Source organism: Rhodopila sp., assembly GCF_965277825.1.
Taxonomy (GTDB): domain Bacteria; phylum Pseudomonadota; class Alphaproteobacteria; order Acetobacterales; family Acetobacteraceae; genus Rhodopila.
Window position 1 is genome coordinate 3036720 of the sequence record NZ_OZ255846.1, and the last position, 24107, is coordinate 3060826.

24 protein-coding genes and 1 tRNA gene are annotated in these 24107 nt (G+C 60.3%); 16 read left to right on the top strand and 9 right to left on the bottom strand.

Features of this window, described 5'->3' with window-relative positions:
* Nucleotides 1–141: 141 nt before the first annotated feature.
* Nucleotides 142–1725, bottom strand: coding sequence for a 2-isopropylmalate synthase (locus ACQY4T_RS15030; protein WP_428531920.1), 1584 nt, complete (start codon nt 1723–1725; stop codon nt 142–144).
* 426 nt (nt 1726–2151) lie between these two features.
* On the opposite strand from ACQY4T_RS15030, the gene ACQY4T_RS15035 reads away from it, so the two are divergent.
* The 5 genes from ACQY4T_RS15035 to ACQY4T_RS15055 all read left to right on the top strand — a co-directional run bounded on the left by ACQY4T_RS15035 (nt 2152) and on the right by ACQY4T_RS15055 (nt 6959).
* Complete coding sequence (locus tag ACQY4T_RS15035; protein ID WP_428531923.1) at nt 2152–2577, top strand: type II toxin-antitoxin system PemK/MazF family toxin; 426 nt, start codon at nt 2152–2154, stop codon at nt 2575–2577.
* A gap of 299 nt (nt 2578–2876) precedes the next feature.
* Nucleotides 2877–4058, top strand: coding sequence for a ribonuclease D (rnd, locus tag ACQY4T_RS15040; protein ID WP_428531926.1), 1182 nt, complete (start codon nt 2877–2879; stop codon nt 4056–4058).
* Nucleotides 4059–4134: 76 nt separating this feature from the next.
* Nucleotides 4135–5457, top strand: coding sequence for an adenosylhomocysteinase (ahcY, locus tag ACQY4T_RS15045; RefSeq protein WP_428531929.1), 1323 nt, complete (start codon nt 4135–4137; stop codon nt 5455–5457).
* 163 nt (nt 5458–5620) lie between these two features.
* The gene (locus ACQY4T_RS15050; RefSeq protein ID WP_428531932.1) at nt 5621–5866 is read left to right on the top strand and encodes a hypothetical protein; all 246 of its coding nucleotides are present in this window, start codon (nt 5621–5623) and stop codon (nt 5864–5866) included.
* Nucleotides 5867–6002: 136 nt separating this feature from the next.
* Nucleotides 6003–6959 carry an acetamidase/formamidase family protein gene (locus ACQY4T_RS15055; RefSeq protein ID WP_428531935.1) on the top strand — a complete coding sequence of 319 codons (957 nt, stop codon included), beginning with the start codon at nt 6003–6005 and terminating at the stop codon, nt 6957–6959.
* Nucleotides 6960–7139: 180 nt separating this feature from the next.
* On the opposite strand, the gene ACQY4T_RS15060 is transcribed toward ACQY4T_RS15055, so the two are convergent.
* On the bottom strand, nt 7140–7451 hold the full coding sequence (locus ACQY4T_RS15060) for a hypothetical protein (protein WP_428531938.1): 312 nt from the start codon (nt 7449–7451) through the stop codon (nt 7140–7142).
* Between the two features lie 169 nt (nt 7452–7620).
* Between ACQY4T_RS15060 and ACQY4T_RS15065 the strand changes: the two genes are divergently transcribed.
* Nucleotides 7621–8049, top strand: a complete 429-nt coding sequence (locus tag ACQY4T_RS15065; RefSeq protein ID WP_428531941.1) for a hypothetical protein — start codon at nt 7621–7623, stop codon at nt 8047–8049.
* Nucleotides 8050–8243: 194 nt separating this feature from the next.
* On the opposite strand, the gene ACQY4T_RS15070 is transcribed toward ACQY4T_RS15065, so the two are convergent.
* The 3 genes from ACQY4T_RS15070 to ACQY4T_RS15080 form a co-directional block, all read right to left on the bottom strand.
* A complete protein-coding gene (locus ACQY4T_RS15070; RefSeq protein WP_428531944.1) occupies nt 8244–8558 on the bottom strand; it encodes a hypothetical protein in 315 nt (104 codons plus the stop codon).
* Complete coding sequence (locus tag ACQY4T_RS15075; protein ID WP_428531947.1) at nt 8558–8797, bottom strand: hypothetical protein; 240 nt, start codon at nt 8795–8797, stop codon at nt 8558–8560. The genes ACQY4T_RS15070 and ACQY4T_RS15075 overlap by 1 nt, the downstream gene beginning before the upstream one ends.
* Nucleotides 8798–9089: 292 nt before the next feature.
* Nucleotides 9090–10160, bottom strand: a complete 1071-nt coding sequence (locus ACQY4T_RS15080; RefSeq protein ID WP_428531950.1) for a P63C domain-containing protein — start codon at nt 10158–10160, stop codon at nt 9090–9092.
* Between the two features lie 322 nt (nt 10161–10482).
* Here ACQY4T_RS15080 and ACQY4T_RS15085 point away from each other — a divergent pair, with 322 nt between their 5' ends.
* Both ACQY4T_RS15085 and ACQY4T_RS15090 read left to right on the top strand, forming a co-directional pair.
* On the top strand, nt 10483–10911 hold the full coding sequence (locus tag ACQY4T_RS15085) for a hypothetical protein (RefSeq protein WP_428531953.1): 429 nt from the start codon (nt 10483–10485) through the stop codon (nt 10909–10911).
* Between the two features lie 1247 nt (nt 10912–12158).
* Nucleotides 12159–13454 (top strand): hypothetical protein, encoded by a 1296-nt coding sequence (locus ACQY4T_RS15090; RefSeq protein ID WP_428531956.1) that lies wholly within the window; start codon nt 12159–12161, stop codon nt 13452–13454.
* Nucleotides 13455–13462: 8 nt separating this feature from the next.
* Here ACQY4T_RS15090 and ACQY4T_RS15095 read toward each other — a convergent pair whose 3' ends face one another.
* Nucleotides 13463–14416: an IS1595 family transposase gene (locus ACQY4T_RS15095; protein ID WP_428531959.1), complete on the bottom strand. Its 954-nt coding sequence runs from the start codon at nt 14414–14416 to the stop codon at nt 13463–13465.
* A gap of 113 nt (nt 14417–14529) precedes the next feature.
* On the opposite strand from ACQY4T_RS15095, the gene ACQY4T_RS15100 reads away from it, so the two are divergent.
* Both ACQY4T_RS15100 and ACQY4T_RS15105 read left to right on the top strand, forming a co-directional pair.
* Nucleotides 14530–14775 (top strand): helix-turn-helix domain-containing protein, encoded by a 246-nt coding sequence (locus ACQY4T_RS15100; protein ID WP_428531962.1) that lies wholly within the window; start codon nt 14530–14532, stop codon nt 14773–14775.
* Nucleotides 14776–15448: 673 nt separating this feature from the next.
* The gene (locus ACQY4T_RS15105; protein ID WP_428531965.1) at nt 15449–15916 is read left to right on the top strand and encodes a hypothetical protein; all 468 of its coding nucleotides are present in this window, start codon (nt 15449–15451) and stop codon (nt 15914–15916) included.
* A 108-nt stretch (nt 15917–16024) separates the two neighbouring features.
* Here the strand turns inward: ACQY4T_RS15105 and ACQY4T_RS15110 are convergent, their stop codons facing one another.
* The 3 genes from ACQY4T_RS15110 to ACQY4T_RS15120 all read right to left on the bottom strand — a co-directional run bounded on the left by ACQY4T_RS15110 (nt 16025) and on the right by ACQY4T_RS15120 (nt 18720).
* Nucleotides 16025–16234, bottom strand: coding sequence for a hypothetical protein (locus ACQY4T_RS15110; RefSeq protein ID WP_428531968.1), 210 nt, complete (start codon nt 16232–16234; stop codon nt 16025–16027).
* Between the two features lie 790 nt (nt 16235–17024).
* A complete protein-coding gene (gltA, locus tag ACQY4T_RS15115; RefSeq protein WP_428531971.1) occupies nt 17025–18332 on the bottom strand; it encodes a citrate synthase in 1308 nt (435 codons plus the stop codon).
* 181 nt (nt 18333–18513) lie between these two features.
* Nucleotides 18514–18720: a hypothetical protein gene (locus tag ACQY4T_RS15120; protein WP_428492832.1), complete on the bottom strand. Its 207-nt coding sequence runs from the start codon at nt 18718–18720 to the stop codon at nt 18514–18516.
* Between the two features lie 113 nt (nt 18721–18833).
* Between ACQY4T_RS15120 and ACQY4T_RS15125 the strand changes: the two genes are divergently transcribed.
* The 6 genes from ACQY4T_RS15125 (at nt 18834) to ACQY4T_RS15150 (ending at nt 24007) form a co-directional block, all read left to right on the top strand.
* Nucleotides 18834–19694 (top strand): LpxI family protein, encoded by an 861-nt coding sequence (locus ACQY4T_RS15125; RefSeq protein ID WP_428531974.1) that lies wholly within the window; start codon nt 18834–18836, stop codon nt 19692–19694.
* Nucleotides 19691–20077, top strand: a complete 387-nt coding sequence (gloA, locus tag ACQY4T_RS15130) for a lactoylglutathione lyase (RefSeq protein ID WP_428531977.1) — start codon at nt 19691–19693, stop codon at nt 20075–20077. Before ACQY4T_RS15125 ends, gloA begins: the two co-directional genes overlap by 4 nt.
* Nucleotides 20078–20219: 142 nt before the next feature.
* Nucleotides 20220–21332 carry a CaiB/BaiF CoA transferase family protein gene (locus ACQY4T_RS15135; RefSeq protein WP_428531980.1) on the top strand — a complete coding sequence of 371 codons (1113 nt, stop codon included), beginning with the start codon at nt 20220–20222 and terminating at the stop codon, nt 21330–21332.
* Between the two features lie 159 nt (nt 21333–21491).
* Nucleotides 21492–22166, top strand: a complete 675-nt coding sequence (locus tag ACQY4T_RS15140) for a lipid-binding SYLF domain-containing protein (protein WP_428531983.1) — start codon at nt 21492–21494, stop codon at nt 22164–22166.
* A 71-nt stretch (nt 22167–22237) separates the two neighbouring features.
* A tRNA-Gln gene (locus tag ACQY4T_RS15145) sits at nt 22238–22311 on the top strand.
* A 454-nt stretch (nt 22312–22765) separates the two neighbouring features.
* Nucleotides 22766–24007 (top strand): ABC transporter substrate-binding protein, encoded by a 1242-nt coding sequence (locus tag ACQY4T_RS15150; protein ID WP_428531986.1) that lies wholly within the window; start codon nt 22766–22768, stop codon nt 24005–24007.
* Nucleotides 24008–24107: the final 100 nt, after the last annotated feature.

Sequence of the window (24107 nt, forward strand, 5' to 3'; positions counted from 1 at the left end):
AGCCGGCACGTCAACCCGAGTGGGTTCGGCGGGGCAAATCGCTAGACGAAACGATCGCCAGCAAAGAAGATTACAGACGAAACAATCAGCGGGACCGCCGCGGTATCGGAACACCCGAAGGGATGCCGATACCACGTCCGATCAGGCGGACAGCGCCGCCGGTTCGGTCCGCAGCCGCTTCACCATCAGCTTGTTCAGCGCATGGATATAGGCACGGGCGGAAGCCACGATGGTGTCGGCGTCGGCGCCCTGGCCGTCGACCATCTTGCCGTTCTCCTCCAGCCGGACCGTGGTCTTGGCCTGCGCATCGGTGCCCTCGGTCACCGCGCCGACCGAGAACAGCACCAGATTGGCGGTGTGCGGGAAGATCGCCTGGATCGCGTTGAAAGTCGCATCGACCGGCCCGTTGCCCGTCGAGTTGGCCGACCGGATTTCGCCATCCACCTGCAGTTCCAGCTCCGCCCGAGCCGGGCCCTTCGACCCGGCATGCATGTCCAGCGAGACGAAGCGGATGCGTTCGTGGTCGCGCACCACCTCATCGTCGACCAGGGCGATGATGTCCTCGTCGAACACCACCTTCTTGCGGTCGGCCAGGTCCTTGAAGCGGCGAAACGCGTCGTTGAGCTGGTTGTCGCCGACCTTGTAGCCCAGCGTGTTCAGCTTGTCGCGGAACGCGGCGCGGCCCGAGTGCTTGCCCAGCACCAGGCTGTTCTTGGTCCAGCCGACGCTCTCGGGCGTCATGATCTCGTAGGTGGCGGCGTGCTTCAGCACGCCGTCCTGGTGGATGCCGGCTTCATGGGCAAAGGCGTTGCGGCCGACGATCGCCTTGTTCGGCTGCACATCGAACCCGGTGATGGTAGCCAGCAGCCGCGACATCCTGAGCAGCCCGGTGGTCTTGATGGCATTGTGGTGCGGAATGGCGTCCTGGCGGGTGCGGATCGCCATCACCAGTTCCTCGAGCGAGGCATTGCCGGCGCGCTCGCCGATACCGTTGATGGTGGATTCCACCTGCCGAGCGCCGGCGCGGATCGCGGCCAGGGTGTTGGCGACGCCGAGACCCAGATCGTTATGGTTGTGGGTGGACAGGATCACCGTCTCGACCTTGGGAACCTTGGCGCGGATCTGACCATACATCCGCTCCATGTCCTCGGGCAGCGCATAGCCGACGGTGTCGGGCAGGTTGATCGTGGTGGCGCCGGCGTCGATCGCCGCCTCGACGCAGCGGGCGAGAAAATCGATATCGCTGCGGGTGGCATCCTCGGCCGACCATTCGACGTCGTCGGCGTGCTGGCGGGCGAGCTTGACCGAGTCCACCGTCGCGGCGATCACCTGATCAGGCTCCAGCCGCAGCTTGTATTTCATGTGCAGGTCGCTGGTGGCGATCACGATGTGGATGCGCTTGCGCTTGGCATTGCGCAGTGCGTCAGCGGCGCGCAGCACGTCCTGGGCGCCGGCTCGGGCCAGGCTGGCAATCACCGGGCTATCGTCGCGCTGACCGATGCTCTCGGCGATCGCCTTGACGCTTTCGAAGTCGCCGGGCGAAGCGATGGCGAAGCCGGCCTCCAAAACGTCGACGCCCAGCTCGGTCAACGCCTCGGCCATGCGGATCTTCTCGTGCAGGTTCATCGAGAAGCCGGGCGACTGCTCGCCGTCGCGCAAGGTGGTGTCGAAGATGATGATACGGTTGGCGTCCAGCTTGCCGAAGCTGGGATGGGTGATGGTCATTGGCTGGTTCCTCGGGCTGGTGACACGACTATAGCCTCAGGGGTTCCCCTGAGCGAGCCGGCGTTCAACAACCCGGCGCGACGCTCAGGGGCGGCTAAGTCGAAGCAGCAGGAGCAGGCCAGGGGTGCGCGATGACGCGGACGCAAGTGCGTCGGCGGTCGACATCGCGGGAGAGGCGCCTGGCATTCCGGCTTTTTAGCCGGGTCCGCCGGGTCGCGCAACAGGGCATCCCCTGACCGAGCCCAACGCACGCGTTTACACGCGGTTAACCCGAAACAAGCAAGCTGGTGCGGTTAGCGCTCCGACGCAGCCGGACGCTAACGACAATTTCGGGCCGAGAATATGAACGACAAGACCCTGCTATCGCCGAGGGGCAGCCCGGGCGGGCGTCACACGCTGCGAATTTCGGTGCCGGGTGAGGCTGCGGTGCTGACCGATCAGGACAGCGAACCCGCGGCACCCGCCGGACGCGTCGTTCTAGCGTCGGCGCCGAAGATCCGCGCGGTTTACTGGTGCCGTTTCTGGCGCGACGCTCTGCGCCCGGAATTCTACAAGAAGCGGCCCGTGGTGATTGTGTCGCGTGACAACCGGCTGGACGGCCCGGCGCTCGTTGTTCCGCTGACGACCAAGCCGCAGGTGTCGAATAAATGGGCCTACAAATTGGCTGAGAACCCCAACCCGAGGAAGCCTTCGCTGGAAAGCTGGGCCGTGTGCAACCACATCTACACGGTATCTTGCGCTCGTCTGGAACAAATGGACGGCGGCGTCCCAAGAATGCAGCAGCATGATTTCGACGAGGTGGTCAAACTGATGCTTCGAGCCCTGCCGAATCCGCCGGTGGAGGAGAAATGACTCAAGGTTGCCGAAGCAACGCGGAGGTCACTCGTTTGGGACGCCGCCACGACGGTATTAGGAATTCACGCTTCCATAAAAGGCCTTGTTGCGGGGGAAGCGATGCACTACGTTCGTAGTAGGCATCTTCTCTAGGTGACCTTCGCCCGGCGACGGGAGTTAATATGCGCCGCACTGCGGTAGCATAACCAAGGGGCCCTTTTGGGTCCCTTGGCATTTCAAGTGGCTTGTTCGACATCTCAAAATCACCAGCCGACGTGGTCTTTGGCCTTTCGCACGTGGCCGTGTACAACCGCCCCATGGCCAGACCCTCCCGTTCCGACCCACCGCCGCCCATTCTCATCACCGCCACCCAGGCGCTGGAGGCATTTTGCCAGCGCATGCACGGCGAAACATTCGTTACCGTCGATACCGAGTTCATGCGCGAACGCACCTACTGGCCGGAGCTCTGCCTGGTGCAGATCGCCGGCGACAACGAGGTCGCGGTGATCGATGCCCAGGCCGATGGCATCGATCTATCCTGCCTCGGCACGCTGTTCGCCGATGCCGCGGTCACCAAGGTGTTCCACGCCGCGCGCCAGGACATCGAGATTTTCGTGCTGCGCTACGGCGACGTGCCGCGTCCGCTGTTCGATACCCAGGTCGCCGCGATGGTGGCGGGATTCGGCGATCAGGTCGGCTATGACGCGCTGGTCTCCAGCCTGACCGGGGGGACCATCGACAAGGCGCACCGCTTCAGCGACTGGTCGGCGCGGCCGCTCTCGGCTGCCCAACTCGCCTACGCCGCCGCCGACGTCACCCACCTGCGGGACGTCTATATCCGGCTCAGCCGACGGCTGGAGCAGGAGGACCGGCTTGGCTGGGTCGCCGAGGAAATGGCGATCCTCAACAATCCGGCCACCTATCGCGCCGATCCGGAAACCGCGTGGGAGCGGCTGCGCCCGCGCACCAACAACCGGCGCCTGCTGCAGATCCTGAAACAGGTCGCCGCCTGGCGCGAGAAAGAGGCGCAACGGGTCAACATCCCGCGCCAGCGACTGATCAAGGACGAGGCGCTGCTGGAGATCGCCGCGACCGCTCCGGCGACCGCCGAGGCGCTGGCCCGGGTGCGCGGGGTTACGCGGGGCTTCGCCGAAGGCAAATCCGGTTCGGCGCTGATCGAGGTTCTGGCCGCGGCGCGGCTCGTGCCTGACGCCGAGCTGCCGCCCGGTCCGCAGCAACGCGACAATGTGCGCCCGTCGGCGGCGCTGGTTGCGCTGCTGAAGGTGCTGCTCGCGGCAAAAACCGAACAGCATCACGTGGCGCCGCGCCTGGTTGCGAGTTCGGACGATATCGAGCGCCTGGCGTTGGAGGACAACCCCGATATCGGGGCGTTGCATGGCTGGCGGGGTGAAGTCTTCGGCCACGACGCCCTGCTGCTGAAGCAAGGACGCATGGCGCTCGGGGTCGATGGCAGACGGGTGAAGTTCATCGCGATCTGAGCTGGCCGCCCGACTCATCTTGCAAACATGCAGATATCTTTATATAGCGCCGCGACCAGTCAGGAGCAGGCACATCATGGCAACCGCCGCGACGCAAGATTTCAAGGTGAAGGATCTGTCCCTCGCCGAGTGGGGCCGCAAGGAAATCAGCATGGCGGAGACCGAAATGCCCGGTCTGATGGCGATCCGCGAGGAGTTCGCCAAATCGCAGCCGCTGGCTGGCGCTCGGATTGCCGGCTGCCTGCACATGACGATCCAGACCGCAGTCTTGATCGAGACGCTGACCGCGCTTGGCGCGACGGTGCGCTGGTCGTCGTGCAACATCTTCTCGACCCAGGACCATGCCGCGGCCGGTGTCGCGGCGGAGGGAATTCCGGTGTTCGCCTGGAAGGGCCTGACCGAGGATGAATTCTGGTGGTGCATCGAGCAGACGGTGCGCGGTCCCGCCCAAGCGACTGGTGAATCCTGGACCCCGAACATGATCCTCGATGACGGTGGCGACCTGACGCTGCTGATGCACCAGAAATATCCTGAAATGCTGGCCGATGTGCGCGGCATCTCGGAGGAGACCACGACCGGGGTGCATCGGTTGTGGGACATGGCGAAGGCCGGCAAGCTGCTGACCCCGGCGATCAACGTCAACGATAGCGTCACCAAGTCGAAGTTCGACAACCTGTATGGCTGCCGCGAATCCCTGGTGGACGGCATCCGCCGCGGCACCGACGTGATGATGGCCGGCAAGGTCGCGGTGGTGAACGGTTTCGGCGATGTCGGCAAAGGGTCGTCGGCGTCGCTGTGCAATGCCGGCTGCCGGGTGATGGTGACCGAAATCGATCCGATCTGCGCGCTGCAGGCCGCGATGGAAGGTTACCAGGTTGTCACGATGGATGATGCCGCGTCGTTGGGCGATATCTTTGTCACCGCCACCGGCAATGTCGACGTGATCACGCTGGAGCACATGCGGGCGATGAAGCACCGCGCGATCGTCTGCAACATTGGCCATTTCGACTCGGAAATTCAGATCGAATCGCTGCGCAATTACAAATGGGAGAACGTCAAGCCACAGGTCGATGAGGTCGTATTTCCGGACGGCAAACGATTGATCGTGTTGTCGGAGGGCCGCCTGGTGAACCTCGGCAACGCCACCGGCCATCCAAGTTTCGTGATGAGCGCCAGCTTCAGCAATCAGGTGCTGGCGCAGATCGAATTGTTCAATGCGCCGACCGGCCGGTACGAGCGCACGCTGGTCTACACCCTGCCGAAGCACCTCGACGAGAAGGTCGCGGCGTTTCATCTAGCCAAGGTCGGCGCGAATCTCACGAAGCTGTCAAGCAAACAGGCGGCATATCTCGGCATCGCCGAGACCGGTCCGTTCAAACACGATCTCTATCGCTACTGATGAGTTTGCGAAAATGAATTCACCGGCTTTTCATGGTAGCGTGCTAGTGGACCGAACCGGGTCAGCCTAATTGACCTCCGCGCTGCCTTGAGCTGCCGTTGCACCGGACCGCCCGAGCAGGAGGCGACGCGGCGAAAGTACGACCTGATTAGGAAACATCACAATGTTGACTGGTCACTCCATGCATAAGCCGCCGTTCACCGCTGCGGTGCGCGAGGCATTGCAAGGTGTCAACAACTCGATGATCGAAGCCGACCTGTTGTTCCTGGAAGCTTGGGAGATGCACCGATCATCGCATTTGGGCGTCACCCTGCGTGTCAGTCAGATCCGGAGGGCCAATCCGGCGCTGGCGGCGGCGATCGATGCGGAACTCAGGGGTTCGAGGATCGCCGCATTCAAGCACAATTAGCTTAGACGCCGCGCCTGCGCCACAACGGATCCGCGCGCGTACGCAGGTGCGGAGCCGTTGCCATGGTGGTCGGTTTGACCGGTTGTGCGGGGGCGGCCGATGTGGTGGCATCCGTGTTTACCGAAGGGACCGCTGAATGGCCACCCACAAGCTTGCCGCTACCCCGGAAACCGTGCGCTGGGGCGTTTTCGACGCTGCCTTTCCGCCCCTCATTACGATTGCATCAGGCGATGCCGTGATATTGGAATGCGTGTCGGGTGGTCCGGAGGTGATGCCCGGGCCGAGTTCGGGTTTGAAGATTCCTCCGGCTCTGGCAGCGATCCATGCCGCCAATGTGCCGCGCGCGCCGGGCCATATCATCACCGGTCCGGTCGCCATCGCCGGCGCCGAACCCGGCGACGCGCTTGAGGTCCATATCGACAAGATCGAGTTCGGCAACGACTGGGGTTATTGCGGTTTCCGTCCGTTGGCCGGGACCATCCCGGAGGATTTTCCCGAACAATTCCTGTCCCACATCCCGGTCGACCGCGCCCGCGAAACCTGCCGCCTGCCGTGGGGCACCGAGCTGGCGCTTTCGCCGTTTTTTGGCGTGATGGGTGTCGCCCCGCCGCCGCATTACGGTGCGATATCGACCGTGCAGCCGCGTGAGCACGGCGGCAACCTGGACAACAAGGAACTCGGTGCCGGCTCTAGCCTGTTTCTGCCGGTTTGGGCCCCCGGCGCGATGTTTTCCGCCGGCGACGGGCATGGCGTGCAAGGCGATGGCGAGGTCTGCATCAACGCGCTGGAAATTTGCCTGACCGGCACGTTCACGCTGACCGTGCACAAGGGCGGCGGGGCACGTGACCCGCTGCTGGCATACCCGAGGGCCGAGACCGCCAGCCACTACATCTCGATGGGCATGAACGAAGACCTCGATGTGGCGATGAAGACCGCGTTGCGGCAGATGATCGCCTTCATCACCGGGCGGACCAACCTGTCGCGTCAGGAAGCCTATCAGTTCTGTTCCCTGGCGGTAGATTTCCATGTCACACAGACGGTAAATGGCGAAAAAGGCGTGCATGGGCTGCTGAAAAAGGGACTGCTGGTCTAGTGTCCTGCCGCAGAAATCCTTCGCATGATGCGGCGGATTTCTGGGATCAGCAGGCCACTGAAAATAAAGCGCTAGCGTCGTGAGACTGATGTTCGCCCGATGTGGCGAACATCAGAATCGGGACGCTAGCCTGGTGCCGCTGCGTTGAGCCGCGGCCCAGGGCCATTGCGCGGCGTGCCTTCAGGGACTGAAGAAGTTCGCCGACACCGAGGATCGCGCGATCAGTTCGCGCAGCGCCGGGTTTTGCTCGCTGTTTTCCGCCGCGAGTGTTTCCATCGGCACGAAAAACTCGTGCGCGTGAGGAAGCTGGTGGCGAGCGAAGCCCTTGTAGTGATCGCTTTTGAGCCCGTACAGGACCCGCATCTCACGAACCGGTATCACCACGTCGTTGAACGGCTCGTGCGGAATGATGCCCGTGGTCCTCCATCTCGGTGTCGGATCGGTTTCGGTGATCGGTGCCAGCAGCCATTCGATCGGGCAGACGCACATCATGGAGTGAGTGCTGGGGGCGAAGCGCGATCGCTTGTCGAGCAGGTTCTGGATCGTGCTGCAGGCCTCGATCGCCAGTATGTCCGGTATTATGTAGCAGATACACCAAGAGCACCGATATCGACGGATAGCGTTGACGTGGTATAAAAGGGCGACTCGATAGGAGGCGCCTGTGACCGACCCCGTTCTTGCTGCACTCATAACCCGCCGCGCTGAACTGACTGGCAAGATACATAGCGCACAAGGCGAGCTGCAACAGATGCACGCGGACCTTGCCAGCCTGGACGCGGTGATCCGCCAGATCGACCCGGAGTATCGGATAGACGCGATCCGGCCCCGCTATCGGCGCGCTCCGCAAGCTGGCGAGTTCGGTTCAATCAGCCGGACGGTGCTGGATCATCTGCGGCGATCGGGCAAGCCGTTGTCAGCTAAGGACCTCGCGGGCCGGATCATCGCAGAACGCGGCTTGAACACGGGCGATCCCAAACTGCGGAGGCAGATGAACAAGCGCGTGGATATGGCGCTTCGGTACCAGCGAACGAACGGCATTGTGCGGGAGCAGCATGAGGATGGCGCGCTTGGGTGGGAAATTGAAAGCTAATCTTCCCACCAAACGCTAATCGACTTAGTCGCGCTGAGCCGTAATCCTATTAATCGTTTTTAGTGGGAGCGCTTCAGACATCTTCTTGGCCATGGACCGAACCAACTTTTCGGGCGCCGGCTGCTTGTAGATTTCCGTCAAAACCCTCCGGGCAAGGATTTCAGCATCGTTCATAACAGTCTTTTTGTCCGTCATCATCCCACTCCTAACTCACGCACAATGCGATCCCAAGCGCGGTCAACGACAAGGTCCGCGAAGAACGGAATCCAAAACTTTCCCCTGATCTTTTCTTCTTTCATAAAGCTCCTCAGTCCCTCGTTTACCTCAATCGCCGGAACCAACTCCTTTGCTAGATCGTCCCGGCGAATTTTGGCGCCTGACGGGAAAACCCTCCTAATGAAGTCGTAATGCATTTTCGCTAGGTCGATCCATATCTGAGAGTCTCTTTCGTAGAATTCAACCAAGCCCACGTCGTCAAGACGATTAGCGGTGGCGAGAGTCAGCGCCATCAGCGTATCTCGCGTACGGTTTCAACGGTCACTCCAACGCCCCAGGCTAGGGTGACGATAAAACAGATGACGGAAGTCTCAACCATTCCGTTAAAGGACGCCCATTTTCCCAGTATTGCCAATGTCGCCGAAAGGGCGGCGAGGCCAACGCCGATCGCCGCGACTAATGCCCGTCGCCGAAATCGCTGGCGCACCGCGCCCCGAGCCTCCCCATCGACATATTCTGTTGAGATAAACATTATCGGTTGCCTCCGTCGATGGCAACATAAAAATATGACCTTGACCGGAAAAGTTGCGTCAACTAGGCCGTGCACATGATGATCTCGCCCGAACAATGCCGCGCCGCTCGCGCATGGCTTGGATGGTCTCAGCCGGAACTGGCAAGGCGTGCACAAGTTGGTCTATCAACCGTAAGGGATTTTGAGACGAGGACGCGCTCCCCGATCGCCAACAACCGCCGAGCCATACAAAGCGCCCTGGAAGCAGGCGGACTAAGGCCCGTGCACAATAGTGACGGCATCGCCACCGGCATCACTCTGGTGCAGCCAGCCGCTCTATCTCCTGACTGATGAACAATTCACCTTGATCCGGTGGGTACGCCTGCTTGAAGAGCATCTCAAAAAACTTCCACTGCCCAGCAGGAGTCGCCCTCAGCAGAGTGATCGTGGATTTGATGAGATCATCAAGATGAGGATCACCGACCCCGTCAGGGTCATCCTTCCCGCCCGTGAGTAACTGAAAGTTCTTTTTCTTGCGGCGCTTGGTAACCGGGTCAGGCGGGTTCCGCCGTTTGATTTCGTCGTGCACGCCGGGAGGTAAGCGACTGTAAACAAGCTTGTTTGTCAGCCTCGCTATGTACAGAGAACGCGCGGAAGACGAGGCATCAAACTTCCAGCCAAGCACCCTATAAAGCTGTTCATAATAGGAAATTGGGAATTTGGTATGGTACGGCCGAAACTCTGGCAAGACGTAAGCGGACAGCAACTGCTGTAGATTGTTATGTGCACGGCGCTTTTGATACCCAGTTGCTTCATCAATCAACGCGTCTATTGCAAGATCGGCTAGACCATTCAAGAATGACTGGGCTTTTTCTGCTATCTTTTCTTGTGACGGCCCCAGCACGCCAGCGGCATGTGCACGCACCCAAACACTCAAAAGGCGCCGTAAAACTGTGCCTGGGATGCCCTCTGCGATTGAGGAGCTGTTCTCTCCGCGATACCGGATTGGGTGGCGCAGGAGGTGCACCAAGGTCTCATCTTCGAGAATGAAAGGGCGGAGGTTTTTTTGCGCAAGGTAGAGCGGGAAGTGCATCCCGTCCTCTTCAGTACGACGTGTGGACAACGCGCCGCTGCGATACATGCCAAGTACGCGCATAAATTCCGTGCCTGAGATCACGCGGATTTCGCCGTCCAAAACGGCACAACGGAACTTCATTCCCGCGAGATCAACCACACCCTCATCAAGGGCGTGGTGCACGGGCTTGATATCCTTATTAGACCATCGCCTCTCAGCGGCTTCTTTAGCGATCTCCTTGCGTCGCTCAGGTGTCAGTGCCGTTGCTCTAGCGAGGCCACCACGCTTTTGTTTGCTTCCATCTGCCATGCTGCGACTCCGTTTGAGTAAGCATGGTATGGACGAAATTAGCGATTCGCAAGCATTTTGTGCATTGGTGTGCTTGCTACATAATACCGGAAATCTTACCTTTCATCCAGCCGGGCATGCCCAGAAGCCATTGAGGCTGCAAAGCTATGGTGGAGGCGATTTCAGATCCACAATCGCTAAGCGTCAGCCTTTTGCGCTTCAATCCCCAACGCAAAAACACAAGGGGGAGACTGCCGGTATTATGTAGCAGATACACCAAGAACACGGATACCAACGTAAAGCGTTGACGTGGTATAAAAGGGCGACTCGATAGGAGGCGCCTGTGACCGACCCCGTTCTCGCTGCACTCGTAACCCGCCGCGCTGAACTGACTGGCAAAATACATAGCGCACAAGGCGAGCTGCAACAGATGCACGCTGACCTTGCCAGCCTGGACGCGGTAATCCGCCAGATCGACCCTGAATATCGAATCGACGCGATCCGGCCCCGCTACCGGCGCGCTCCGCAAGCTGGCGAGTTCGGTTCGATCAGTCGGACGGTGCTGGATCATCTCCGGAGAGCGGGTAAGCCGATGTCGGCTAAGGACCTTGCGGGCCGGATCGTCGCGGAACGGGGGCTGAACACGGGCGATCCAAAGCTGCGCCGGCAGATGAACAAGCGCGTCGATATGGCTCTGCGATACCAGCGGACAAACGGTATGGTTTCCGAGTCGCAGACGAATGGCGCTGTCGGCTGGATCATCACGGGCTAAAGCCGAGATTAACCGTTGCTTTACAATTAGCTGGCACTCTCCGGCTATTCCATCCGACGGACGACCATGCACATTCTGGCTCTCATCGGAGGCGCGTGGCTTCACCTCGTGGGCGACGTCGGCTTGTGTTTGGTCGGCGGTGTCATATCGGTCGGGCCGACAGGATACGTGTATGACGAGTTCTACACGTATCCTTCTCGGGCCGCCGCTGCATTTGAGCTTCTGCCTGTGCCGATGGGGCTGTCATTCTTTGGCCTGATACTGGCTAGATGGGGCTTTGCGGGGTTCTAAGCCAGGGAAAGCCGGCGCGAGAGAGTTCTATTCCTGTTCCGTGAACTGTTTCACGCGGAATGACGGAACAAATTCGGGCATCATGACTAGCGTTAGTTTCCGCGACTTTCCGCTATCGCGGCCTCCGAGCCTTCTCTCTCCACCTTGCTTCGACCCACTTCTCGGCCTCTTCCTCGGAGCTAAAGCCCCGCACGGTGGCCGTTTCACCGTTGCTGAACTTGATTTCGACGATGAAGCCGTCATCCTCCCGACTGATTGTATACCGATCCATGACGCCCAAAGCCGAGTTAAGCCGCTACCCCGGACGGGAACGAACAACCTGGGGTTGTGGTTGCGTTAAAATCCATTAGGGAGTTCGCAACCTTTATCGGTTATCTGGGTGTAGCCGGCTGTGGTTTCGCCCACGGGCGCCAAGAACCCTACAGGCGCACGCTTCACGGCGATGCGCCTGTTTGGCGTTCGTGAGAGATGGTGCTGCGGTGTGGGATTGAGGGTGCGGCGGTTTACTGGGAGATTGTAGGCACCTAGATAAGGGGACTAACTGTGGCAGGCCGACAGCGAGGAACAAGTCCAAAACGTCGAATTGCAGCACCTGACCGACTTGATGTGCAGGGCAGGAGACACATGGCTAATCAATTGATTTATTTGGGAAGCGGTCACCACAAGCGTTTCCCAGGCGACTATAAGTTTCAACCTCCGGTAAACCCTCGTCCGTGGAAATCTCTTTGCGATGGTAAACGGTGTATACTACGGTCGGAAGCGGAATCACTTCTTAAGGCCGGGGTTGCCGCCGGTCTTTTTAGTGATTTCCCCCAGGATGGGTTCCCAAAGTACGTGTGGTGTGTCGAAGGGAGCGATGTTTACGAGGCTAAAACTGACAAGAACGCATACCACGGGTATCTCCTCGAAGAAGATGACGAATTTCGGGCGGTCGTTATGAAGGAATGGGAAAAGCGATGCACCCGGGGCTGATCTTCACGGCAGAGTGGGAGCGCCTTGATGAGGGCACCACGGAAGAACGCGCTTGCTTCGCTGCGGTTGGGATTCAGTGCAACGGTCATTGGCTGACCGAGGGGCGCGACGGGTTTGTAAACCGCATCCGCACTGAGCCCCTATTGTCCGGCTATCATCTGGCCGAATGGATGGCTTGGAATTGGTGGCGCTTGCGCTGGGAGCCGCGCTCTAGCGTTCATGATTGGGTTTTTGCCCACCGCATGACGACAATCGGCCATGGTTATGTGTGGCCAAACATTACGATATACTCTGACGGTGAGCGCACGGCATTAATTGCAAGACCAACTGAGGATAGATCTGAGACAGCATTTCGCTATATTAGCAGCTATGCCGCAATTGTGCCGTCGCAGACATTCGAGAATGCCGCCGATCGGTTTATCGAACAGGTCGTTGGGCAGTTGCAAGCAGAAGGTCTCAACGAAACCAATTTGAACCACGTCTGGGCTGAGGTAGTTAACGAGCGGCAAGATCACTCAGTCGCACAACGTCGCAAACTGGAGGCAATTTTAGGTTATGATCCGGACGAGGGCGACCAGTCCGAAATAGATCGTCTTGCGGCTGATGCGCTTTCGTTGGGTGAGCAGGCCGTTGAAGAACTTGCTGCGGAACATGCGACGGGCGGGGAGTTTTTAACTGCCGATGGCTTGCGATCAATTGCCCATCATAGCGGATTTGCGGCCTCCATTAGAGATGCGGTTCGGCTTGAAACAGCGACACGATTGCCTTCTGCTCGCGACGTTCCAGCATGGCGTCTGGGAGCGGAAGCGGCCCGCGCGCTCCGTGCCCAGGAAAGCCTCGGTGTAGGATCCATCAGCGACAAGAGGCTCGCTGGCTTGGCCGGCACGGGAGAGCAAGCAATAACTACGAACAGGGCTGCGAAGGGAATTGCGTTTGCACTAGATCAAAATGAGTCCCGGGGATGCGTCGTGTTCAAGTCTCCTCGGAAAGCAAACCGGCGATTTGAGCTTGCTCGTCTTTTGGGGGACAGAATTGTAAATCCCCCATACGGCAAATTACATGTCGCCACTCGCGCTGTCACCTACCGACAACAAATGCAACGCTCGTTTGCCGCTGAATTACTGAGCCCATTTGAGGTCGTAGACCAAATGATGGAAGGAGACTATTCCTCAGAAAAACGAGAAGAGGTTGCAGAGCGGTTTTTTGTCTCGGAGCTCACGATTCGAACAATGCTCGTAAACCATAAGAGGCTGGATCGAGAAGAACTGGAGGCGGCCTAATAATTAGGCTACCGCTGCCAATACCCCGCCCACAGTCGGCTAACTGGATGCGCTAGAGCCGCGCCAGTCGCCATCTCGTGCTGCATCCCGTTGGCCGTCCGCCGGTTATCTTCCTTCCAAGCCATCTCGCCAGCGTAAGCGCCCAGATATTTTCCGCTGATGTGGTGATGCTGACCAACTTCGGCGCGGCGAAGGCGAGAGAAGTAGCTTTCCGCCTGATTGGTGCAAGCGCCGTCCTGGCTGTAGGCAATCGAATGGTTGATCCGGTGCATCTCGTAATGGCCGTGTAGGCGGTCCCAGGCGGCAGCTTCGTCGGCGTGAACTATCGCGGTTGGCATCACGTGATCCCGGATGACGGGAACCGCTGCGGCCTCGCTGGTGGCGACCGTGGTGAAGGTCTGGCCGTCCCGCTCGCGGGCGACGACAACCGACTGGCGCTTGCCGCTCTGCTGTTCCGGCAACCGGCGATCAACGCGCTCGGCCTTGACGTTCTTCTCTTTGACCTTGCCGCCGAAGTAGGCGCCGTCGATTTCAACCGTGCCGCTTAGCATAATCTGGTGCCGATCGGCGCCAATGGCTTCCCGGATTTTGTGAGCCATTACAAACGCTGTCTTGTATTGCACGTCCAGATCGCGGCCGAGCTGCAAAGCGGAGATGCCTTTGACCGCATTCACGAAAATCGCGATTGCGGCCAGGTAGTCTCGGATCGGAAGCTTGCGGCTGGCGAAGATCGTCCCGCTGGTGACGGTGAACTGCTTGCCGCACGCTGCACACTTCCAAAGCTTGCGCGCGCGGTATGTGTAGACCTTGGTGCATTCGCAATAAGGGCAGAACGCAGCTCCGCCGTTATCAGCGAATCGGATAGCCTCAAACCGAGCATGAGCTTCATCGTCGGACATCCGCATGATGGCGACTAGCGAAAGCGAGCGGGCCTTGGCGGAAAGAAGGAAGTGCTGAGCCACCGGATAATCCCCAACGGTTTTCGTTGAGGTAAGTTATATCCGCCTATATAGCGCACGTCAACGGAAAACGTTGGCCTTGACTAAATCCGTTCGTCACGTTTACAATGCCATTTATGACACCAGAGCAATGCCGGGCCGCTAGGGGATGGTTAAGCTGGAGCCAAGGGGATTTGGCGAAAGCGTCCGGCGTCTCTCTTTCTACCGTGCGCGACTTTGAGAAAAGTCGGCGTGCTCCGATACGGAACAACCTTGAGGCTATGGAGCGCGCTCTCACGGGCGCGGGCATTAAGTTCCTTCCGTCAGGCGTAGAGGGAAAGCAGACACGGCCAATAAAGTTGACCGAGTCTGCTGATGCCTAGGCTAGAGCCGGTTGCCGCCCTGATGACCAAAGATCGGTACCGCACGGATCAGACGAAACGTCTCGCCAGCCGCGATCTTCTTCACAGACCTAATAGGAATGCCAATTTCGGCGGCCGCACGAGAAAACGGCCATCCATTCTCGACCGCCCACTTTGCTTGTCCGGCTTGTATCTCAGTTGGACGGAGCTTCCGGGGGCGGCAGGGACAAAACGGACAGGGGCAGCGTCTGTCAAGATGGAACATCCGGGCAATCCTAGTATTGCCTCGGATAGAACGCAGGGAACGTTGTCTTTTAGGCATGTGACTGGGAACTCCTTAATATTCAGGAATTTCAGCCTTGAAAATCCACGCCGGACGTGCGATCCTGCATCCGGGTTGATACCCAAGATTTTCAAGGCTGGTAGGCTTTGAACGTTCTTTTGCCGGCCCAAACGACGGGACATCGTTTGGGCCGGTTTCTATTTTGAGCCGTATCTTATGCCAGCATGGGCATTAGTCACCGGGGCAATCTCCTGGCTTCCACATTAAGCCATTCACCGAAACGCAGCGAATCGACGTGCGGCATGACTCGACTCTAGAGATACCGGATTCCACTCCTTTGTCCAAGACATTTTGCTTAATCCTCGGAAGTGGTGTAGAATCTTTCTAGAATCGGAATTAGGATTGGAAGTGATGTCGTTAGACAAGGCGAGAGAGGACCTTGCCGAACTTGACCGGGCCGTCGCGCAGTTGCGATCGAAGCTAAGCGACGTTGAGGCGCGTGCCAGTAAGATACGGATTTATATAGAGATGGCTGAAATGTATGGAGAGACCTGTCCGACCTCATCCAGCGATCATCATGATCTAGCGGCCCCGCCAAAGCGAACTCGCGCATCCGGAGGAATTGTTGACAAGGCCCGCACTGCCGTCATCGCTATCCTTACGGAGCGAAAATATCCGACAAGCACTCGCGATTTGCTCTCGGAACTTTTGTCGCGTGGAATACCGGTTGGCGGAGACAAACCCAGTAGCAATTTATCAGGCATGCTTTCCAAAAGCCTGGATTTCAAAAGCGGCGCGCACGGCTGGAGCTTGGCATCATGGGACGAGTCACAATCGACTACTGATGCGTTCGAAGAAAAAGAAAACGAGACCGCTTAAGGCGGCTATTCCCCCCCCTTTTGCCTTCTATCGGAATATCCGTGTTTTGTTCATACTTGCGCAAACGACATAAAGGCTGCCTGCAGGGCAATGTCCGATGTGTTCTGCTTAGAGGTCTGGGCCCAGCGCGGTGCTTGCAACGTAGCCAGACAGCCACGCTTGACCTTTTTCAAACGCCGATTGCATGCTATCGAAGGGCTCGGAACAGGAATAAGTAACCGTTGCGCAATCGTCTTTTTGAATCTCCCAACGATACGGAAATTTGCCGGGAGCGATACGACGGACAACTACCCGGTAATCCATTGAATTGATCGACATCGTAAAGCGATCCTGGTTTAGAGCTACATGAAGAAACCTCCTCGCATCATCATCGAGAAATGGTGAACAAGAGGTAAATCTGGTAGCAGACACTGAACGACCGACGCCAACTAATATGACTAATGTCACCGCCCCTGGTGTATCTGCTACATAATACCGAGTATGTCTGCGAACGGTTCTGCGAAGCTGCCGCCGAAGTTCAGCCATAATCCGTCGGGCAGGGTGCGCAATCGGGTGCTGCCGGGTATCTTGAGGTAAGGACCAGTGATCCGGGTTTCATCCTCGGATGGCCGCCCGCGCAACCAGGCCTCCTTGCCGCGCCTCGGTTTAACGCCGGGGGGACGCTGACCCCACCGCTTGAGCCGGCTTTTCACCAGGAGGTCTAATGACGCTTTTGCCCGCATAAGGTCCACCCCGGAAGCCACAACCTATGCGTGTAATAGCAAAACGAAAATTGTGGGAAAGCGACCATCTCACGAAAAGGTGAATACACGAAACTATCCCAATCGTTGTTCTTATCTTGAGACGATCACCTCGGGATAAGGCTCCTCGTACTGGTGACGGTGCACCGCCGGCGATTACCGCAGTTCGGTTTCATCGGCAATCATCGTTACCGTCAGCCGGCTATTCCGTTTCCGTGAAATAACGTCTGAACATCGCGACGCAAGTTGGAACCGAGATGTCTCGTGGCTGTGTTTCGGTGTGCGAAATCTAATTTCGCCAAATAAAAAGCCGGCGGACCAAGGGACCGCCGGCTTTTTCAAGGATCGCGACTGGCGCGGAAATCGCTTCAGTGACGCTGCGATGGCGCGATGTAGTCGCGGCGAGGAGCGCCGGTGTAGATCTGCCGCGGACGGCCGATGCGCTGCTGCGGATCCTCCATCATTTCTTTCCACTGGCTGACCCACCCAACGGTGCGCGACACCGCGAACAGCGCGGTAAACATGCTGGTCGGGAAGCCCATCGCCTTGAGGATGATGCCGGAGTAAAAATCGACATTCGGGTAAAGCTTACGATCGACGAAATACGGGTCGGAAAGCGCGATCTTCTCCAGTTCCAACGCCAGGTCCAGCAGTGGGTCGCCCTTGATGCCGAGTTCCTGCAGCACGTCGTGGCACGCCTTCTGGATGATTTTCGCGCGCGGGTCGTAATTTTTATACACGCGGTGGCCGAAACCCATCAACTTGGTATGATTGTCCTTGTCCTTAACGTCGGCCAGGAATTGCTTGATGTTCTTGGTGTGGCCAATTTCGGCCAGCATTTTCAGCACCGCCTCGTTGGCGCCGCCATGGGCCGGACCCCACAGGCTGGCAATTCCGGCGGCGATGCAGGCAAACGGATTGGCCCCCGTCGAGCCGGCGAGGCGAACGGTGCTGGTGGAGGCGTTCTGCTCATGATCAGCGTGCAGCATCATGATCAGGTCCATCGCCCGCGCCAGGACGGGATTGATCTTGTATTCCTCGGCCGGCACGGCATGGAACATGTAGAGGAAGTTTTCCGCGTATGACAGATCGTTGCGTGGGTACATGAACGGCTGGCCGATCGCATATTTATGCGCCCAGGCGGCGATGGTCGGCACCTTGGCGATCAGGCGGAACGCGCTGATGTGGCGGCTGTCGGGATCATGAATGTCCAGGCTATCGTGGTAGAACGCCGACAGCGCGCCGACTACGCCACACATCACTGCCATCGGATGGGCGTCACGGCGGAAGCCGTTGTAGAAGGTGCGCAACTGTTCATGCAGCATGGTGTGCAGCATCACACCATCGTGGAATTCCTTGGCCTCGGACGCGTTAGGCAGTTCGCCGTTCAGCAGCAGGTAGCAAACTTCGAGGAAGTTGGATTTCTCCGCGAGCTGCTCGATCGGGTAGCCGCGATACAGCAGGATGCCCTCATCGCCGTCGATGTAGGTGATCTTGCTGTCGCAAGAAGCGGTGGCGCCATAACCCGGGTCATAGGTGAACAGGCCAAGGTCGCCGTAGAGCTTGCGAATGTCGAATACGTCCGGACCGACGCTGCCGGACAACAGCGGCAAGCTGGTGGACTTGTTCGAGGCATCCAGGGTTATGGTGACAGACCGTTTGGCTGGGGCGCTCATGCGCGATGTCCTCATCTGGGGTGCGATAGGCACGCCACCTCCCGGCAGATGGGCTCCCGACAGCGGGGGTTATCGTGCCGGCGCGGCGATCAGGAGAGGATTATGGCGCTCCGCGTCGCGACGCAACCTTCGCACACGCAGCAGAGCAGCGTCCAAAAATTGTGCGGGGTTAGACCGGTGGCTAGTGCATCACCAGATGCCGGCGCGGGCGCAACGCCGGGATCGGCCGCGCCTGCTCGGCCTGGCACGCACGAACGGCCTTGCGCAGCGCCAGTAAGGTTCGGGGGAGATTGAGGTTTACCGCTTCCTCGGCCAGCATGGTCAGGCACTGCAGCACGCTGGTTACGGTGGCATGCCGAGCCGCCTCGGGCAAATCGTCGTCAATCATGACTGGCGCAATCTCTGTAGGCTGTCTCACCCGAGCGTGAGATAAAAGCCAAGCTTGTATGCGGAAAATCCGATGCCGGTTGCAATGAGAGAGTCTGTCCTTCGGGATATGCAATGAAAAACCAGGCAGAAATGCCACGCCGGCTGGGCATCATCGCCGGCGGCGGGTTGCTTCCGGCGCAGGTCGCGGCGGCGGCGCGGGCGGCGGGGCGCCGCGTGTTCATCGTCGGTCTGGACGGTTTCGCCGATCCGGCGGTGCTGGCCGCGTGGCCGCACGAGATGCGCCGGATCGGCGCGGCCGGCCGCATCATCGCCAGCTTGCGCGAGCATGGCTGCCAGGATCTGGTGATGATCGGACCGGTGCGGCGGCCGTCGCTGCTCGACCTTCGGCCCGACGCCGAGGCCGCCAAGCTGCTGGCGCGCATCGGACGCGCTGCGTTCGCCGGCGATGACGGGCTGCTTGCCGCCGTGATACGCGTGCTGACCGAGGAAGGTTTCCGGGTCATTGGCGCGCAGGAGATCATCCGCGAGGCGGTGGCGCCGAGCGGGGTGCTGACCGCGGTAGCGCCCGATGCCCAGGCGATGGCCGACATCGGCCGCGGCATCCAGGTTGCCCGGCTATTGGGATCCGCCGATGTCGGGCAGGGGTGCGTCGTGCAACAGGGTCTGGTGCTTGCGGTCGAAGCGATCGAGGGCACCGATGCGATGCTGGCCCGCGCCGGGATGCTGCGCCGCGATGGGATCGGTGGAGTATTGGTGAAACTGGTGAAACCCGCGCAGGACACGCGGGCCGATTTGCCCACCATCGGGCCGCAGACGGTTCGCCATGCCGCCGCGGCCGGGCTCCGGGGGCTTGCTTTCGAAGCCAGGGCAACCATTCTGGCTGACCGCGAGGCCTGCCTGGCCGCTGCCAACGCGGCGGGGCTGTTCCTGCTGGGCCTCGATCCTGGAACCTATGAGGGAGACTTCCAATGAGCCGCTACCTGCACACCATGCTGCGCGTCGGCGACCTGCAGAAAAGCATCGACTTCTACACCAAGGGTTTCGGCATGAACGAAATTCGTCGCAACGACGTGCCCGACGGCAAATACACCCTGGCGTTCGTCGGTTACGGCAGCGAAGAGAGCAATACTGTGATCGAACTGACCTACAATTACGGCACCGACAAATACGATCTCGGCTCGGCGTTCGGCCATTTGGCCATCGGTGTGCCGGACGTGGCCGCGACCACCGAACAATTGCGCAAGTTTGGCGCCAAGGTGACCCGAGAGCCAGGCCCGGTGAAGTTCGGCAAGACCATCATCGCCTTTGTCGAGGACCCGGACGGTTACAAGATCGAGCTGGTTCAGCGGTCCTAGGCCGGGAACGGTGCAGCGGGCGATGGGCGATCAGGCCGCATCCGGTTGCACCGTCCGCCGCGCTGGGCGTTTTACTCGGCTGACGAAACCAAGGCTCGGCCATCAAGGCTGGGGTGACCAAAATTGGAAAGGAAGCGGCTGCATGGGACCGTTGGCGGGAGTGAAGATCCTCGAGTTCACCGGCATTGGCCCGGCGCCGATGGCGGGCATGCTGCTGGCGGACATGGGGGCGACGGTGCTGCGGATCGACCGCGCGACCGCGGCCGACCTGGGCGTGCCGATGGCCCAGGAGCATGAATTCACCCATCGCAGCCGAGCGCTTCTGAAGCTCGATCTGAAGCGGCCGGAGGCGATCGCTAGGGTGCTGCGGCTGATCGATGGCGCCGACGCCCTGATCGAGGGTTTCCGTCCCGGGGTCATGGAACGCCTGGGTCTCGGGCCCGAAGTCTGTCTGGGCCGCAATCCGAAGCTCGCCTACGGGCGGGTGACCGGCTGGGGGCAGCAAGGTCCGTTGGCGCAAGGGGCCGGCCATGACCTGAACTACATTGCCCTGACCGGCGCGCTGCACGCGATCGGACGGGCCGGGCAGAAGCCGACGCCGCCGTTGAACCTGGTGGGCGACTACGGCGGCGGCGCGCTGTATCTGGTGACCGGATTGCTGGCGGCGATCATCGCGGCGCGGACCACCGGTGTCGGCCAGGTGGTCGACGCGGCGATGGTCGATGGCGCGTTGTCGTTGATGACCCCGATCTATGCCATGCAGGCCGGCGGGCGGCTGAGCGCTCCGCGCGGCGAGAACCAGCTCGATTCCGGTGCGTACTATTACGAGGTCTACGAGTGCGCCGACGGCCAGTTCATCTCGCTGGCGCCGATCGAGGCGAAGTTCCACGCCGAACTGCTGCGCCTGCTGGAGATCGATCCGGCGTCGATGCCGGCGCAGCGCGAACGTGATGGCTGGGCGGCCTGGAAGGAAGTGCTGACCGCGCGCTTCCTGACCCGCACGCGGGACGATTGGTGCCGTATCCTGGAGGGGTCGGACGCCTGCTTCGCTCCGGTGCTGTCGATGGCGGAGGCGCATCGGCATCCGCACAACCAAGCGCGCGAGGCGTTCATCGAAGTCGGCGGTCACCGCCAGCCGGCGCCGGCGCCGCGGTTTGGCTCGACACCCTTAGGCCGTCCCCGGGCGCCCGGATCGGTGTCGGTTGCCGAGACGCTGGCGGCCTGGAACCTGTCGCCGGATGACGTCGCGGTTTGACCTTCACTGCCGTAACGGTTTCTCGGCTTTCGGCAGCGACCGTGCCATCTGTGTCATCACGCAGTCGTCATCAATCGGGTGCTACCGTCGATCTGGCGGAATGAAATATGCAATTCCCGTGGGCGTATTGATTTCGCCAGGGCAAGAAAGGAAGATGAAATGCTGACTCGAGCGGAATTTCTAGGGGGGGCCACGCTGTTTACCGGGATGCTGCTGTCACCATTGGCCCGGGCCCAGTCGGATGAATTATCGGTCATCCAGGGCGCGGAAAAGGTGTTGCGCGATCTTCGCAAAGACAAAGCGTTCGGCAACGCGCAGCAATTGCTGCGCCGGGCGCGCGGCGTGATGATCGTGCCGAACCTGTTGAAGGGCGGCTTCTTTGTCGGCGGCGAAGGCGGCGAGGGCATAATCCTGGCGCGCGGTCGGGAAGGCTGGGGACAGCCGGCGTTCTACGTGATCGGGGCGGCCTCGTTCGGCCTGCAGATCGGTGCGGAGGCGGCGGAGGTGATTCTGTTCTTCATGACCGAGAAGGGGCTGAACGGCGTGCTGAACAATGACTTCAAGATCGGCGCTCAGGCCGGTATCACCGTCGTCACGCTTGGGTCGAACGTCGAGGGCGCGCTGAGCGGGCCGAACGTGCCCGATATCGTGGCGTGGTCGTCAGCCAGCGGGCTGTATGGTGGGCTGACCGTGGACGGATCGGTGATCCGGGCGGAGCCGAACAAGGACTCGACCTTCTACGGTCGCCACGTGACCTCGAAGGAGGTGCTGTTCGGCCCTGTTTCCAGCACCCGGACCGGGACGCTGCGCCGGGAGTTGGCCGGTCTGACGTAAAGCCCGGGCCTGTTGCGGCCGCAGTTGCGGCCCTTGGGCGGGCATGGTATGGCGCCCGCCCTGCGGCCTGTTGGGGGATAGTTTAGCGGTAAAACTCCCGGCTCTGACCCGGGCATCCTTGGTTCGAATCCAGGTCCCCCAGCCAGGCTTCCGACCCGGCGGCGCGCACGCAGGGAACGCGACCAGCGGGCTGCGCACACAGGGAAATCACGCCTGGGGCGGCCAATATTTCCGCTAGTTGGCATGCCGCCCGTATCGCAGTGACGTTGCTTGAAAGTTACCTTCGGGATCGGTTTAGCTTCGGCGTCAGGCAGGTCGTGAGAATCGTAGGATCACGTTCACCGTCTTCAGCGCCGTGGCCGTGCCGCTTGAACTGCACCGGGATCAACGGTCTGGTCGGCGATGGATGCGTCGGCGCTGGCGATTCAGCGAGCGGATTGCCCCGGCTCCGTTGTCGTTCTTGTCATGACACTACGGGTTGCGCCCGCATCCACAATCCAGCAATTTGTGACCCTGGTCAATCTTGTATCGGGCGCATCCTGGCTCGGGCAATCAGTGCGGATGGCGTACGGGTGAATATGACAAAAGGGAAACGGGCGATGCGCCTTGGGCACGGGAACGTCTTGTTCGGCGCGGTATTTGGCTGCGTCGTCGCGGCCGGGGCGGCGCCGGGCGTCGCCAGGGCGGCGGACCCGATCAAGATCGGCGTGATCGCCGAAACCTCGGCGATCAGCGGCGTGGGCATTCCCAACGCCGCCAAGATGGCCGCCGATGAGATCAACAAGGCCGGCGGGGTCAACGGCCGGATGATCGAGATCGTCGACTACGACGATCACAGCTCCGCGGTCGATGCGGTGCGGGCGTTCCAGCGCGCCGCGCAGCAGGACAAGGTTTCGGCGGTGATCGCCAGCTATATCAGCGAGGTTGTGCTGGCGCTGGAGCCCTGGGCCGGCCGGTTGCACATGCCGCTGATCACGCCGGGCGCCTCCAGCAACGAGATTACCAAGCGGGTGCATGACGACTACGACCACATGAAATACGTATTCCACGGCTATCTGGCGTCCACCCAGATCGCCGATGTGGTTTGCGAGGCGGCCAAGACCTTGATGGTCCGTGACCTGCACGTGCATAGCGCGGTGGTGATGAGCGAGGATGCTGCCTGGACCATCCCGCTGGATCAGGAGTATTTGAAATGCTTGCCCGCCAACGGGCTGAAGGTGCTTGACCACATTCGTCTGTCACCCGACACCACCGACTTCACGCCGATCTTCAACAAGATCGAAGGCGAGAAGCCAGACGTCATCGTCACCGGCGTCAGCCATGTCGGCGTGCAGCCCACCGTGCAATGGCAGCAACAACAAGTGCCTATGCCGATGTATGGCGTATCGAGCCAGGCCACCAACAGCACCTTCTGGAAGGACACCAACGGCGCCACCGACGGGGTGATCTTCAACATGGCGGCGGCACCGGATGTCGCGGTGACACCGAAGACCATCCCGTTCGCCAAGAATTATCAGGCAAGGTATGGCAATCTGCCGGGTTACGCCGCCTATCAGTCCTATGATGATGTTTTCATGTGGGCCGACGCGATCCGCAAAGCCGGCGGCGCCGACCCCGACAAGATGGTCGCAGCGATGGAGCAGACCGACTACGTCGGCACCATCGGGCGAATTCAATTCCTGCCGAAGACCGACACGTTCGCGCACGGCATGCGGATCGGTGAAGGCTACATCACCGGCCTGATGGTGCAGTGGCAGAAAGGCAACCCGGTGACCGTGTGGCCAACCAACGTCGCCACCGGCAAGATGATGTTCCCGGCGTTCACCAAGCTGCCGCAGTGACCTTCCGGCGCGGTGCCGGGAATGCGCCTCCGCCGTGGTGGGGCCAGTCGCTTGGTTGAGCCAATCGCTTGGCTGGGACAGTCGATTGTATGGTCGTTGC